We start from the raw sequence: 13,014 nt of genomic DNA, 5'->3' as shown, positions 1-13,014 counted from the left end.
CCGTGGTCGGCGGCTCAGGCCTCGCGCCAGTCGTCCTGCCGGAGGTGGGAGCCGGCCTGCGGCCCCATCTGCAGCATCCCGCCGTCCACGACGTACGAGGATCCGGTGATGTAGGAGGCGGCGGGAGAGGCCAGGAAGGCGACCACCGCCGCGATCTCGCGGGCGTCGCCGGGGCGGCCGAGGGGGATGCCGGGGCGGTCGATCGTGACGGGGTCCACGTCCTCGGCGTCGTTCATCGGCGTGGCGATCTCCCCGGGGGCGACGGCGTTGACGGTGATGCCGAGGGAGCCGAGCTCGAGTGCGGCGACCTTCAGCAGGCCGCCCAGCCCGTGCTTGGCGGCGGTGTAGGCGACGGAGCCGACCCGCGGCTGGTGTTCGTGGACGCTGGTGACCGCGATGATCCTGCCGCCCGTGCCCTGGGCCGCCATGCGCCGCGCGGCGCGCTGGAGGCAGACGAACGCTCCGTCGAGGTTCAGGGCGACGGTCGAGCGCCAGCTGTCGAGGCTCTGCTCGAGGAAGGGCTCGCCTCCGCCTCCGCCCGCATTGCTGACGGCGACGTCGAGCCCGCCCAGTCGATCCGCGAGGTCGTCGATCACGTCGCCCGCGCCCTCCAGATCCGTCGTGTCGAGGCGCGCGATCTCGGCGCGCCGCCCGAGGGAGCGCACCTCCTCCGCCGTGCCCTGCGCGCCCTCCTCGTCGCTGTGCCAGGTGATGCCGACGTCCATGCCCGCCTCGGCCAGTGCCACCGCGATCGCCCGGCCGATGCCGGAGTCCGAGGCGGTCACCAGTGCACGGGTGGGCCGGAAGTCTCGAGGTCCCTGGGTCATGTCGTCTCCTGTCTCGATCGGGCCGCCGATCCGGCGGACACGGGTCGATCCCATCAGCGGATCCGGCGCGCTCGGGAGCCGGTTGACAGGTCCGGGCTCGCGCGAGACGCGTGGCGGTGTCCCCGCTGAGCGCCCCGATCGCGTTGACTGGGCGGATGGATCACCGGCGCATCTCGGTCGTCGTCCCCGTGAAGGACGACGCCCGCCACCTCGAGCAGCTGCTCGAGCTCCTCCGCGAGCAGACGCTCGCTCCGTTCGAGATCGTCGTCGTCGACGACGGGAGCACCGACGACAGCGCCGCCGTCGCGCGAGCGGCGGGCGCGCGGGTGGTGCGGCACGACGGAGCCGGGATCCCGGCGAGCACGGCGCACGGCTTCGACGAGGCGCACGGCGACGTCCTCGCACGGCTCGACGCCGACTCCCGCCCGGGACCCGACTGGCTGGCGCGCCTGGCCGGCCACTTCGCCGATCCCGAGGTCGGAGCGGTGACCGGTCCCGGACGCTTCGACGAGCTCGGCCCGATCGCCCGGGTGATCGCACGGGTCGCCTACATGGACGCCTACTTCGTGCTGATGGGGTCGGCGCTGGCCAACTGGCCGCTCTTCGGCTCCAACTGCGCCGTCCGCCGGTCGGCGTGGGAGGAGATCGCGGAGGAGATGCACCGGCACGACGCCTACGTGCACGACGACGTCGAGATCAGCGTGCACCTGGGACTCCGACACCGGATCGTGCTCGACCGCCACCTCGAGGTCGGCATCTCGGCCCGCCCCTTCGGCGCCTTCGCGGACATGCTCCGCCGGTTCGACCGCGCTCTCCACACGCTGGCGCGGCACCCCGGGATGGGGTCGTCCCTGCAGCGCTGGACGCACCGGGTGCGCCGCACCCACCGCGACCGACTGCGAGCGACGGCCGCGGCGCGCCGCTCCGGCTGACGACGAGAACCGACGGCGACGCCTGAAGGCTAGGGCTGGGCCGCGTCCGGCCGGGCCGCGTCGGGCTCGGCCTCCGCCGCCCGATCGTCTCCGGGCGCGGTGCGCCCCTCCTTCGGCATCGCCCAGACCGCGGCGAGCATGCCCACGGCGAGGACCGTGAGCGCGATGCAGACGAAGCGGGTGCCCTCGGCGAGGTCCGCCGGTGCGGGGACGCCGCCGCCCGCCTTCGCGTTCACGATCGCGCCGAACACGGCCACGGCGACGGCGCTGCCGATGTTCCGGGCGAAGAAGTTGGTCGAGGAGACCACTCCGCGCTCGTTCCAGTCGACGCTCGACTGCGCCCGGATCAGCGTCGGAGTCGCCACGAGCCCCATGCCGGCGCCGATCAGCACGCAGAAGCCGGCGATCTCCCACAGCGTCGAGGAGGCGCCGAGCAGGATGGTCAGCGCCGTGCCGATCACGACGAGCCCCGCTCCGAGGAAGCCCGTGTTGCGGAAGCCGATGCGCAGGTAGAGCCGGCCCGACAGGCTCGCCGCGACCGGCCAGCCGAGCGTCATCGCCGCGACGGCGAAGCCCGCGCCGAGGGCGGAGCTGCCGAGCACGCCCTGCGCGAAGGTCGGGAAGTACGAGGTGACGCCGAGCGTGATCGCGCCGACGGTCACCGAGACCAGGCTGGTCGAGATCAGCACGCGCCGCGTGAGGACCCAGAGGGGGAGCACCGGGGCGGCAGCTCGCCGCTCGATCGCGACGAAGCCGGCGAACGCGAGGGCCGAGACGACGAACACGCCGACTCCGGCGGGGGAGAGCCACGGCCAGGCGCTGCCGCCCTCGAGCAGCCCGAGGATGAGCAGCGCGGTGCCCACGGCGAGCACGGAGGCGCCCGCCACGTCGATCCGCTGCTTCTCGCCCCGCGTGGTCTCGCGGAAGCTGCGGATCAGGAGGAACGCCGCCAGGAGGCACAGGGGGATGTTGACGAGGAAGATGCCGCGCCAGGCGCCCAGGTCCGAGAGCACGCCGCCGAGGGTCGGCCCGACGACAGAGGAGGTGCCCCAGACGCTCGCGAGGTAGCCCTGGGTCTTCGCACGCTCGGCGACCGTGTAGATGTCGCCGGCGATGGTGATGCCCATCGGCTGGATCGCTCCGGCCCCCAGGCCCTGCAGGGCTCGGAACGCGATCAGCGCGGGCATGCTCCAGGCGAGGCCGCACAGGAGCGAGCCGACCAGGAACAGGGCGATGCCGATCAGCATGATGGGCTTGCGCCCGATCACGTCGGCGAGCTTGCCGTAGAGGGGGACCGAGACCGCCTGGGCCAGCAGGTAGATCGAGAACAGCCAGGGGAACTGCTCGAAGCCCCCCAGGTCGGCGACGATGGACGGCACGGCCGTCGAGAGGATCGTGGCGTCGAGGGCGACCAGAGCGGTCGAGATCATCAGGGACAGCAGGATCGGGCCGCGCTCCGAGCGCAGTCCGACACTCGCGCGGGTGGGGGCGTCGGTCACTCTGCCCAGGCTATTCCATAGCCGGGGGATGGAAGCGGGGCGGAGAGGATCCGCTCCGGGGCTCGGTAGACTGGCGGCATGGAACTCGTTCTCTGGCTCGTCGTGTCCGCCATCGCCGGTGTCGGCCTCGTCTCCGGAGTCGCGGCTCTCATCGCCATGACGCGGGCGCCCTGGTCGGCCGACAAGTAGCCGCCCGGCCGGCCTCGCGCCGGCACTACTCGTAGATCCGCACCACGCTCCACTGCGGCTCCGTCGACGCGACCACGTCGAGCACGAACGCTCCGCCGGTCGCGAGGTCCGTCGCCTGGAAGCGCCAGCCGCCGATGCTCACCGGTGTGCGCCCGAACGTCGGCGGGAACCCCTCGAGGGGCGCCCACCACTCGCTCGTGCAGGTCCACACCGTCGGCCGGTCGGTCACCCGGTAGCTCCCGCCCCGCCACTCGAGCGCGATCGGCACTCCCTCGCCGTCGGTCGAGACCAGCGCCGTCTCGTCGATCACCGCCATCGTCGTGCTCCCGTTCACTCGCCGGACCCGGTTGGCCGTTCGAACATGTGTTCGATAGTCTGCGAGTGTACGCCGCGGCGCTCGTGCTCGCCACGGCCGCGGATCGACCGGTGGGAGGCGCGATGATCGAGTGGAGTCCGCTCCAGATGCTGCGCAGCAGCGGGCAGGACGAGTGGGTGATGGTCGACGCCCTGCGCACCGGCCGGATCGGCCTGGTGCGCCGCATCGAGACCGGCCCGTACCGCGAGACCTGGTTCCGCGCGGTGACCTGGGCGGCCGAGCCGGAGAGGCGGACGCTCGTAGGCTACTCCCGCTCGATGGACACCATCGCGGCCGCCCTGTGGGCCCATCAGCCGCCGACGGCGCAGGAGAAGCCCTTCCCCGGCTACCCGCCCTCGCGGCCGTCGGCGTGACTCCTTCAGCGAGAGGGGGCCCTGCCGTCCCCGCGACGGCGGCCTCCGTGTCCGCCACGGGGGAGAATGGCCCGATGCTCCTCGCACTCGTCGGCGGCCCCACGGGGGCGTGGCGGGCGGTCGACCCCGTCGGCGGCGCCGAGGCCGGGAGCGGCAGGGGGCCGGCCGAGCTGGCGGCGTTCGTCCGGGAGCGGGAGCCGGAGCGCCCGCGCTGGGTCTGGGACGACACCGCGCGCTGGTACCCCGCACTGCTGTCGGCCGGGGTGGTCGTCGCCCGGTGCCACGACCTCCGGCTGGCCCGCGCGATCCTCCGCCGCTCGGTCTCCGCCGCCTCATCGGCTCTCGCGCGCTCGCCCCTCGACCCGTGGGACGCGGGAGCCGCGGCCCCCGCCGCGCAGGACACGCTGATCGGGTTCGAGGAGGCGGCGGGCGGCTCCGACGAGCTCGACCCCGTCCTCGAGTTGGCCCTGCAGGAGGAGGCGCTCTCCGGCGCCGCCGAGGCCGGCCGGCTCCGCCTGCTGCTCGCCGCCGAATCCGTCGGCGCCCTGATCGCTCGCGAGATCGCCCACGCAGGGCTGCCCTGGCGCGCCGATATGCACGACCGGGTGCTCACCGGGATGCTCGGCCCCCGCCCGCTCTTCGGCGGCCGCCCGGCCCGGTTGGAGGCGCTGGCCGACCGCCTGCGCGACGAGCTCGGCGCGCCCGAGCTCAACCCCGACTCGCCGGCTGAGCTCCTCAAGGCGCTGCGGCGCGCGGGTCTGCCGGTCGAGTCGACGCGCTCCTGGGAGCTGCAGTCCCTCGAGCACCCCGCGGTGCCGCCGCTCCTGGAGTACAAGAAGCTCTCCCGGCTGCTCACCGCCAACGGCTGGGCCTGGCTCGACGCGTGGGTGCGCGACGGACGGTTCCGGCCGGAGTACGTGGTGGGCGGCGTCGTCACCGGCCGCTGGGCGACCTCGGGCGGAGGGGCGCTGCAGCTGCCGCGGCAGATCCGCGCCGCGGTCACCGCGGATCCGGGCTGGAGCCTCGTGGTCGCGGATGCCGCGCAGCTCGAGCCGCGCATCCTCGCCGCGCTCTCGGGCGACTCGGCCATGGCCGCCGCCGGGCGGGGCCGCGACCTCTACCAGGGCATCGTCGACGCCGGCGTGGTCCCCGACCGGCCGAGGGCGAAGGTCGCGATGCTGGGGGCGATGTACGGGGCGACGAGCGGGGAGGCCGGACGGCTGCTCCCGAGGCTCGCCCGTGCCTACCCGCGCTCGGTCGCGCACGTCGAGGCGGCGGCTCGGGCGGGGGAGCGCGGCGAGAGCGTCTCGACGTGGCTCGGGCGCAGCTCGCCTCCCGGCCCCGAGGGGCTCTCGGCCGATGCGGCGCGAGCGCGCGAGTGGGGACGCTTCACCCGCAACTTCGTGGTGCAGGGGACCGCGGCCGAGTGGGCGCTCTGCTGGATGGGCGAGCTGCGGGCGCGACTGCGCGCCGAGGGCGGCGCGGTCGGCCGGGCGCACCTCGTCTACTTCCTGCACGACGAGGTGATCGTGCACGCTCCCGCCGACGTCGGCGAGCGGGTCGCCGCGATCGTCCGCGAGGCGGCGGTGCGCGCCGGACGCTCGCTCTTCGGAGTGGGCGAGGTCGACTTCCCGGTCACCGTCGCCGTCGTCGACTCCTACGACCAGGCGAAGTGAGACGCGGGATCAGTACCAGTGCGGCGAGCGGTTGTTCCAGCTCGACCACGCGTTGCAGGGCGAGCCGTAGGCGCTCTTGATGTACGAGAGGCCCCAGTCGACCTGCGTCGCCGCGTTCGTCTGGTAGTCGGCTCCCGAGTTGGCCATCTTGCTCGCCGGGAGGGCCTGCGGGATGCCGTAGGCGCCGGAGGAGCGGTTCAGCGCGTTCCAGCGCCATCCCGACTCGCCGTTCCACAGCGGGATGAGGCACCGGTCGACCTGGTCGGCGCCCCAGCCGAAGCGGCCGACGGCGGTCCGGGCGTAGGCCTGGGCCTGCGCGGGGGAGAGGCCGTCCGTGCGTCCGGCGTAGGTGCCGAGGGCGGCGATGGTCTTGGCGGAGCTGTTGCGCGCGCCGGTCGGGTCGTCGTCGCCGAGCTCGACCGGGCCGCCTCCGCCGCCTCCACTGTTGGAGGGCGCTGCCGGAGCCGCGGCCGCGGCGGGAGCCGACGCGGCGCGCTGGCGGGCGGCCTCGGCCTCGGCGGCGAGGCGGGAGAGGCGCTGCTGCTCCTCGAACGCCGACTTCGCGTCCTGGCCGTCGGCGTACTCCCGCTCGATCTCGGCGGTGGTGTTCTTGAGCGAGGCGAGCTGGGTGTAGAGCTCCTGGCTGTACTTCTCCTGGTCGGCGACCTTGGCGTCGGCCTCGGCCTGAGCGGAGCGGGCGACCGAGAGCGCGTCGGCCGCGGCGGTGGCGAGGGAGACGCGCTCGCCCCGGGCCTGCTCGGCCTGAGCGGCGAGGGAGACGGCCTGGTTCTCGGTCGACTGCGCCGCGGTCTGGAGCCGGCTGGTCTGCTGGGTGAGCTGCGTCATGGTGCCGAGGCGGTAGAGCAGCTCGCTCGACTCGTCGCCGCCGATGAGGAGGTTGAGCGTCGCATCGGTCCCGCCGTTGCGGTAGAGCTGCGCGGCGAGACGGCCGGCCTGCTCCTTCGCTGCGTCGGCGTCCGAGCGGGCGGCGGAGGCGCGCTCCTCCAGGGCGCTCACGCGCTGGGTCGCCTCGTCGAGAGCGCTCTGCGCGGCGTCCGCCTCGGCGGCCCGGCTGATGGCGGCGTCGGTGAGGGCGGCGGCCTGGTCGCGCAGGTCGGCGAGGAAGGCGGTGATGCGGTCGACCTCGGCGGCGGTGGCGCTCTCGCTCGACTTCGCGGCCTCGACATCGGACCACGAGGGGTAGTCGGACGGGTCGTAGGCGGCGGACGCGGAGAGCGGGGCGGCGAGGGCGGCGCACAGGACGAGGACCGTGCCCGCTCCGGCGGCGACGAGGCGCCGGCGCGCCCGGGAGGGGACGCGGAGACCGAGGGGGGTGCGGGACATGCGAACCACCCTAGGCGACGGCACCCGCGCCTGTCTCGTCCTAGCTCGAGGCTCGACGGCCCCGGCGGGGACGCTCGAGAGCGTATCCGCGGACGCCCCGTCCCGGCCCGTCGCCCGTGAGCTCGTCGCGGGCCGCCTCGAGGAGGCGCCGCAGGGCCTCCTCCCGCACGCGGGCGGCGATCGCGGCGAGGCGGCGCTGCGGGTGCGCGTCCTCCTCCTCCGCCTGCTCGTCGGCGGTGGCGGGCAGCGAGCTCTCGTACGCGTCGAGGACGGCGGCGAGGTCGGCGCCGGACAGGCTCGAGGCCAGCAGCACCCGGTCGAGGACGTCGTCCCAGTCCTCCTCCGGGGACGCTCCGCCACCCGTCAGCCAGGCGGCCGCCTCCGCGCGGCCCTCGCCGGTGAGCGCGTGCAGGGGGAGGCCGTCGTCGGTGGACCCGGCCGAGACGACGAGGCCCCGCTCGCGCAGGCGCTCGAGCGTCGAGTAGATCTGGCCGACGTTGACCCGGGGCCGGTGCGCGGCACGGTCGAGGAGCTCGGCGTGCAGCTGGAGGCCGTAGGCGGGGCCGAGCGTGAGCAGGGCGAGCAGGCCGTCGCGGACGGACACGGTGCTCCTCCCGGCGGGCGTCTGGCGGTGTGCGGCGTCCGGCGGCGCGGACGACCTGAGTATAGGCAGGAGCCGCCCACGGCCGGTCGAGCAGGCGCGGCGAGCCGCCTTGACGGAGGTCCGCCGCTCCTGCATGATCGGGCGTGGTGGCACGTCCACCGTCATAATCGAAGAAGGCGCACCGCAGAGTGTTCCGTGGTCCGGGTCGTTGGGGAAGACGCACCGGGACGAACGGAGGACACCATGGTGGCGCAGCAGACTCGGGGTGTGCTCTTCGTGCACTCCGCCCCCCGCGCGCTCTGCCCCCACCTCGAGTGGGGGACAGGTCGCGCCCTTGGTCGTGCCGTGAACTTCGCCTGGATCGAGCAGCCCGTGCTCCGCAGCACACTGCGCGCCGAATTCGCCTGGGAGGGCCCGGTCGGAACCGGTGCCGTCATCGCCTCCGCTCTCCGCGGCTGGGCCGACGTCCGCTACGAGGTCACCGAGGAGCCCTCGCCCGGCGTCGACGGAGGCCGCTGGATGCACACGCCCGAGCTCGGCATCTTCTACGCCCAGACCGACAGCGCGGGCAACACCGTCGTGCCCGAGGACCGCATCCGCTCCGCCATGGAGCTCGCCGGCGCCGACCCCATCGAGCTGCACCGCGAGCTGCGCCTCGCCCTCGGCCAGGCCTGGGAGGACGAGCTCGAGCCCTTCCGCTACGGCGGCGACTTCGCCCCCGTCGTCTGGATGCACGGGGTCGGCTGAGTTCGTTCGACGCCGCTCCTCGCGCGGCGTCGCGCAGTCGGCTCGGTCGGGTGGTCGGGTTCCGTGGAGCGGCCGGCGTCCGGCGACGCCGATCCGCTGGCACGCGGATCGGCGGATACGCCTCGCGGCAATCGTTCGCTCCCGCCTCCCTGAACCAGGCGGCCAGCGGACCCCCCGTTCCGGCAGAGGTCCGCCTCGAAGGCGCGTCGTCGCCTCACGGTTGCCGCTCGCTGGCACGTCGACCAGACGGTCGGCGGAGCACCGCGTTCCGGCGGAGGGCGTCGGAAGACTCGTGGACCCGCCCGCACCTCTGTCGCGCACGACGCCGACGGCCCGAGTAATGGCGAGTCGCACGCTCCCCACGAGCGCAGCCGCCCTGATCCGAGCATCCGACCCGAGTCGCGGCGAAGCCCGCGCTCCCCTCGAGCACAGCTGCTTGAACCGAAGCTTTCGACCCGAGTCGCGGCGAAGCCCGCGCTCCCACCCGGACAGCTTCCGCGATCGGAGTATCCGACGCGAGTCGCGGCGAAGCCCGCGCTCCCACCCGGACAGCTTCGTTGATCCGAGCATCCGACCCGAGCCGCGGCGAAGCCCGCGCTCCCCACCAGCACGGCGTGCTCACCAGCCCGCACCAGACGGCGGCGCAGATCCCTCGCGGCACGAGGCGTATCCGGGGATCCGCGTTCCAGCGGATCACCGTCGCCGCACCGCACCGGCCCTCGGAAACCCCGCCCCCCTCCCCAGCGGACGCGCCTGCGCCGCGCAAGGAGCGGCGCAGCCCGCTTTCCGCACGGTGGAGCGGGGCTACGCCCCGCTACACCGTCCGGAAAGCGGCAACAGCATTGTGCCCCCCGAACCCGAACGAGTTCGAGATGGCGACCAGCGGTCCGTCGCCGAGGGCGCGGGGGCTGGTGACGACGTCGAGGGGGATCTGGGGGTCCTGCTCGAAGAGGTTGATGGTGGGGGGTGCGGTGCGCTCGTGGAGGGCGAGCACGGTGAAGATGGCCTCGAGCGCGCCGGTGCCGCCGAGGAGGTGGCCGGTGGACGCCTTGGTCGCGGAGACGGCGATGTTCGGGAGGTGGTCGCCGAAGACGCGCAGCAGGGCGCGGTACTCGGCGATGTCGCCGACCGGGGTGCTCGTCGCGTGGGCGTTGACGTGGGTGACGTCGGTGAGCGCGGCTCCGGCCTGCTCGAGGGCGCCGATCATGGCGCGGGCGGCGGCGGAGCCCTCGGGGTCCGGCGCCGTGATGTGGTACGAGTCGCTGGTGACGGCGCCGCCGGCGAGCTCCGCGTAGATGCGGGCTCCGCGGGCGAGGGCGTGCTCCTCGGTCTCGAGGATGAGCGTCGCGGCGCCTTCTCCGAGGACGAAGCCGTCGCGGGAGACGTCGTAGGGGCGCGAGGCGGTCGCCGGGTCGTCGTTGCGGCGCGAGAGGGCCTGCATCGACGCGAAGGCGGCGATCGGGAGCGGGTGGACGACCGACTCCGTGCCGCCGGCGACGACCACGTCGGCGAGGCCGAGCTGCATGTGCTCGTAGGCGTTCGCGAGGGCCTCGGTGCTGGAGGCGCAGGCCGACACGTCGGTGCGGGCGTAGGCGCGGGAGGGGATGGCCATGCTGATGGCGGCGGCGGCCGCGTTGGGCATGAGCATCGGGATGGTCATCGGGAGGACCCGGCGGGGTCCGCGCTCGCGCAGGGTGTCCCACGCGTCGACGAGGGTCCAGAGGCCGCCGATGCCGGTCGAGTAGTCGACGCCCACGCGGAGCGGGTCGACGTCGGTGATGCCGGAGTCGGCCCAGGCCTCGCGGGCCGAGATGAGCGCGAACTGGCTGGAGGGGTCGAGGCGCTTCGCCTCCGGGCGGGAGAGCACCTCCTCCGGGCGGACCTTGGCCTGGGCGGCGAAGGTGACCGGGATGTCGTACTGGGCGACCCAGTCCTGCTCGAGGGAGCGGACGCCTGATTCGCCGGCGAGGAGTGCGTTCCAGGACTCCCGGGCGGTCCCGCCGAGGGGAGTGCTGGCACCGATTCCGGTGACGACGATCTTCTTGGTCATGACGAGCTTCTCTGTTCCGTGTGGGTGGGTGCCGGGCTCACCCCGGCCGACGATCGCCGGCCGGGGTGTCCGCCACGAGGACGGGGTGCGCGGGCGACGACTACTCGGACGCCTTGACGATGAAGCGGACCGCGTCGCCGACCGTCTTGAGGTTCTTGACCTCGTCGTCGGGGATCTTCACGTCGAACTTCTCCTCGGCGTTGACGACGATGGTCATCATCGAGATGGAGTCGATGTCGAGGTCGTCGGTGAACGACTTGTCCATCTCGACGGAGTCGGTGGCGATGCCCGTCTCGTCGTTGACAAGCTCGGCCAGGCCGGCGAGGACTTCTTCGTTGGACAGTGCCATGGTTCTCTCCTTGGGGGTTCTTCGGGTGTTCGTCAGTGACCGTAGGTCAGTTTAGGGGTGGGGTCGCGCCGGTCACGGGAGCACCACGACCTGCGCGCCGAACACCAGTCCGGCGCCGAAGCCGATCTGCAGCGCGAGTCCGCCGTGCAGCTCCGGGTGCTCCTCGAGCAGGCGGTGGGTGGCGAGCGGGATCGACGCGGCGGAGGTGTTGCCGGTGGTCTCGATGTCGCGGCCGATAGCGACGGTCTCGGGCAGCTTCAGCTGCTTCGCGAGCTCGTCGATGATGCGCATGTTCGCCTGGTGGGGGATGAACGCGGCGAGGTCCTCGGGCTGGACGCCCGCCTCCGCGAGCGCCTGCTTGGCGACCTTGGCCATCTCCCAGACCGCCCAGCGGAAGACCGACGGGCCGTCCTGGCGGAGGGTGGGCCATTCGGCGGTGCCGTCGCGGTAGGCCGCGAGCGGGTTGTCCATGCCGACGGTGTCCCACTTGGAGCCGTCGGATCCCCAGACGGTCTTCGAGATGCCGGCGGTGTCGCTGGGGCCGACGACCGCGGCGCCCGCGCCGTCGCCCAGGAGGAAGGAGATGCTGCGGTCGGTCGACTTGACCAGCTCGGACAGCTTCTCGGCTCCGACGACGAGCACGTACTCGGCCAGGCCGGAGCGGATGAAGGAGTCGGCCTGGGCGATGCCGTAGGTGTAGCCGGCGCAGGCGGCCGAGATGTCGTACGCCGGGGCGGGGTTCGCGCCGATGCGGTCCGCGAGGAGCGCGGCCAGCGACGGGGTCTGCACGGTGTTGCTGATCGTGGAGACGAGCACGACGCCGATCTGGTCCGGGCGGATGCCCGCCTTCTCGATCGCCTCGAGGGAGGCGGTGGTCGCGAGGTCGACCGCGTGGATGTCGGCGGAGGCGCGGCGGCGCTCGATGATGCCGGTGCGCTGGCGGATCCACTCGTCGGAGGAGTTGATCGGCTCGATCAGGTCGTCGTTCGGGACGACGAGGTCGCCGCGTGCCGCGCCGATGCCGAGGATCCGGGTGTACGCGCTGCCGCTGGACTGGGTGAGGGAAGGGGTCGTCATGGGGTCTCTCCTGCTAGGCGGCGTGCTCGTCGAGGAAGGCGCGGGCGGCGTCCACGTCGTCGGGGGTCGTGATGGCGATGCTCGGCACGCCCTTGAGGCCGCGCTTGGCGAGGCCGACCAGCGCGCCGGCGGGTGCCAGCTCGATGATCCCGGTGACGCCCGCGTCGGCGAAGGCCGCCATGCAGAGGTCCCAGCGGACGGGGGAGGCGACCTGGCCGACGAGCAGCTCGAGGAACGCGGCACCGGAGTCGACGACCGACCCGTCGCGGTTCGTCCAGAGCCGGAGCGTCGGGTCGGAGGGGGTCAGCCCGGCGGCGACGCCGGCGAGGGAGTCGCGGGCGGGCGCCATGTAGCGGGTGTGGAAGGCGCCGGCCACCTGCAGGGGGATCACGCGGGTCCCGCGGAGCGGCTCCGCCTTGAGTGCCTCGAGCGCGTCGACCGCGCCGGCGACGACGATCTGCCCGCCGCCGTTGTAGTTGGCCGGCTCGAGGCCGAGCTCGTCGAGACGGGCGATCAGGGCCTGCTCGTCGCCGCCGAGGACCGCGCTCATCGCGGTCGGCTCGGCGGCGGCCGCAGCGGCCATGGCACGGGCGCGCTCGCGGACGAACACCAGCGCGTCGGCCTCGGTGAGGACCCCGGCTCCGGCGGCCGCGGTGATCTCGCCGACGGAGTGGCCGGCGATGCCCGCGATGCGCTCGCGCCGTCCGCCCTCGAGGAGGGCGGCGAGGCTCACGAGTCCCGCGGAGACGATCAGGGGCTGGGCGACCGCGGTGTCGCGGATGGTGTCCGCGTCCGAGACGGTGCCGTGCGCGGCGAGGTCGATGCCGACCGCCTCCGAGTGCGCGGCGACCTGCTCGGCCACGGAGGGGATCTCTAGCCAGGGGGCGAGGAATCCGGGGGTCTGGGAGCCCTGACCCGGGGCGACGACGACGATCACGGTATTCAGTCTTCCGATCTGCGCTCGCACGTGCGGCGCGTGGAGCCACTGACA

The 13,014-nt window shown here is 73.6% G+C and carries 13 protein-coding genes; 4 read left to right on the top strand and 9 right to left on the bottom strand.

Annotation, left to right across the window (positions count from 1 at the left end; genetic code table 11):
* Positions 1–14: 14 nt before the first annotated feature.
* Positions 15–827, bottom strand: a complete 813-nt coding sequence (locus C5D09_RS10440; RefSeq protein ID WP_104269269.1) for an SDR family oxidoreductase — start codon at positions 825–827, stop codon at positions 15–17.
* A 155-nt stretch (positions 828–982) separates the two neighbouring features.
* Here C5D09_RS10440 and C5D09_RS10435 point away from each other — a divergent pair, with 155 nt between their 5' ends.
* On the top strand, positions 983–1,759 hold the full coding sequence (locus C5D09_RS10435) for a glycosyltransferase family 2 protein (RefSeq protein ID WP_104223456.1): 777 nt from the start codon (positions 983–985) through the stop codon (positions 1,757–1,759).
* A 29-nt stretch (positions 1,760–1,788) separates the two neighbouring features.
* On the opposite strand, the gene C5D09_RS10430 is transcribed toward C5D09_RS10435, so the two are convergent.
* Both C5D09_RS10430 and C5D09_RS10425 read right to left on the bottom strand, forming a co-directional pair.
* Positions 1,789–3,189: an MDR family MFS transporter gene (locus C5D09_RS10430; RefSeq protein WP_104269268.1), complete on the bottom strand. Its 1,401-nt coding sequence runs from the start codon at positions 3,187–3,189 to the stop codon at positions 1,789–1,791.
* Between the two features lie 283 nt (positions 3,190–3,472).
* A complete protein-coding gene (locus tag C5D09_RS10425) occupies positions 3,473–3,781 on the bottom strand; it encodes a hypothetical protein (protein WP_104226677.1) in 309 nt (102 codons plus the stop codon).
* A 47-nt stretch (positions 3,782–3,828) separates the two neighbouring features.
* Between C5D09_RS10425 and C5D09_RS10420 the strand changes: the two genes are divergently transcribed.
* Positions 3,829–4,176, top strand: a complete 348-nt coding sequence (locus C5D09_RS10420) for a hypothetical protein (RefSeq protein WP_104260982.1) — start codon at positions 3,829–3,831, stop codon at positions 4,174–4,176.
* A 74-nt stretch (positions 4,177–4,250) separates the two neighbouring features.
* Positions 4,251–5,852, top strand: a complete 1,602-nt coding sequence (locus tag C5D09_RS10415; RefSeq protein ID WP_104269257.1) for a bifunctional 3'-5' exonuclease/DNA polymerase — start codon at positions 4,251–4,253, stop codon at positions 5,850–5,852.
* A 9-nt stretch (positions 5,853–5,861) separates the two neighbouring features.
* Here the strand turns inward: C5D09_RS10415 and C5D09_RS10410 are convergent, their stop codons facing one another.
* Both C5D09_RS10410 and C5D09_RS10405 read right to left on the bottom strand, forming a co-directional pair.
* Positions 5,862–7,196, bottom strand: a complete 1,335-nt coding sequence (locus tag C5D09_RS10410; protein WP_104269256.1) for a hypothetical protein — start codon at positions 7,194–7,196, stop codon at positions 5,862–5,864.
* Between the two features lie 40 nt (positions 7,197–7,236).
* The gene (locus tag C5D09_RS10405; RefSeq protein ID WP_181129978.1) at positions 7,237–7,800 is read right to left on the bottom strand and encodes a PadR family transcriptional regulator; all 564 of its coding nucleotides are present in this window, start codon (positions 7,798–7,800) and stop codon (positions 7,237–7,239) included.
* Positions 7,801–8,043: 243 nt separating this feature from the next.
* Here C5D09_RS10405 and C5D09_RS10400 point away from each other — a divergent pair, with 243 nt between their 5' ends.
* Positions 8,044–8,547, top strand: a complete 504-nt coding sequence (locus tag C5D09_RS10400; RefSeq protein WP_104226674.1) for a DUF3145 domain-containing protein — start codon at positions 8,044–8,046, stop codon at positions 8,545–8,547.
* An 814-nt stretch (positions 8,548–9,361) separates the two neighbouring features.
* Here C5D09_RS10400 and C5D09_RS10395 read toward each other — a convergent pair.
* The 4 genes from C5D09_RS10395 to C5D09_RS10380 form a co-directional block, all read right to left on the bottom strand.
* Positions 9,362–10,597: a beta-ketoacyl synthase gene (locus tag C5D09_RS10395; protein ID WP_104226673.1), complete on the bottom strand. Its 1,236-nt coding sequence runs from the start codon at positions 10,595–10,597 to the stop codon at positions 9,362–9,364.
* A gap of 100 nt (positions 10,598–10,697) precedes the next feature.
* Positions 10,698–10,946 carry an acyl carrier protein gene (locus C5D09_RS10390; protein ID WP_104223463.1) on the bottom strand — a complete coding sequence of 83 codons (249 nt, stop codon included), beginning with the start codon at positions 10,944–10,946 and terminating at the stop codon, positions 10,698–10,700.
* A gap of 72 nt (positions 10,947–11,018) precedes the next feature.
* The gene (locus C5D09_RS10385) at positions 11,019–12,023 is read right to left on the bottom strand and encodes a beta-ketoacyl-ACP synthase III (protein ID WP_104223464.1); all 1,005 of its coding nucleotides are present in this window, start codon (positions 12,021–12,023) and stop codon (positions 11,019–11,021) included.
* A gap of 13 nt (positions 12,024–12,036) precedes the next feature.
* Complete coding sequence (locus C5D09_RS10380; protein WP_104226672.1) at positions 12,037–12,960, bottom strand: ACP S-malonyltransferase; 924 nt, start codon at positions 12,958–12,960, stop codon at positions 12,037–12,039.
* Between the last annotated feature and the right edge of the window lie 54 nt (positions 12,961–13,014).

The organism is Rathayibacter sp. AY1C9 (assembly GCF_002932315.1).
Taxonomy (GTDB): domain Bacteria; phylum Actinomycetota; class Actinomycetes; order Actinomycetales; family Microbacteriaceae; genus Rathayibacter.
The sequence above is the reverse complement of the archived record's forward strand: the minus strand, read 5'-3'. Positions and strand labels throughout refer to the sequence as shown.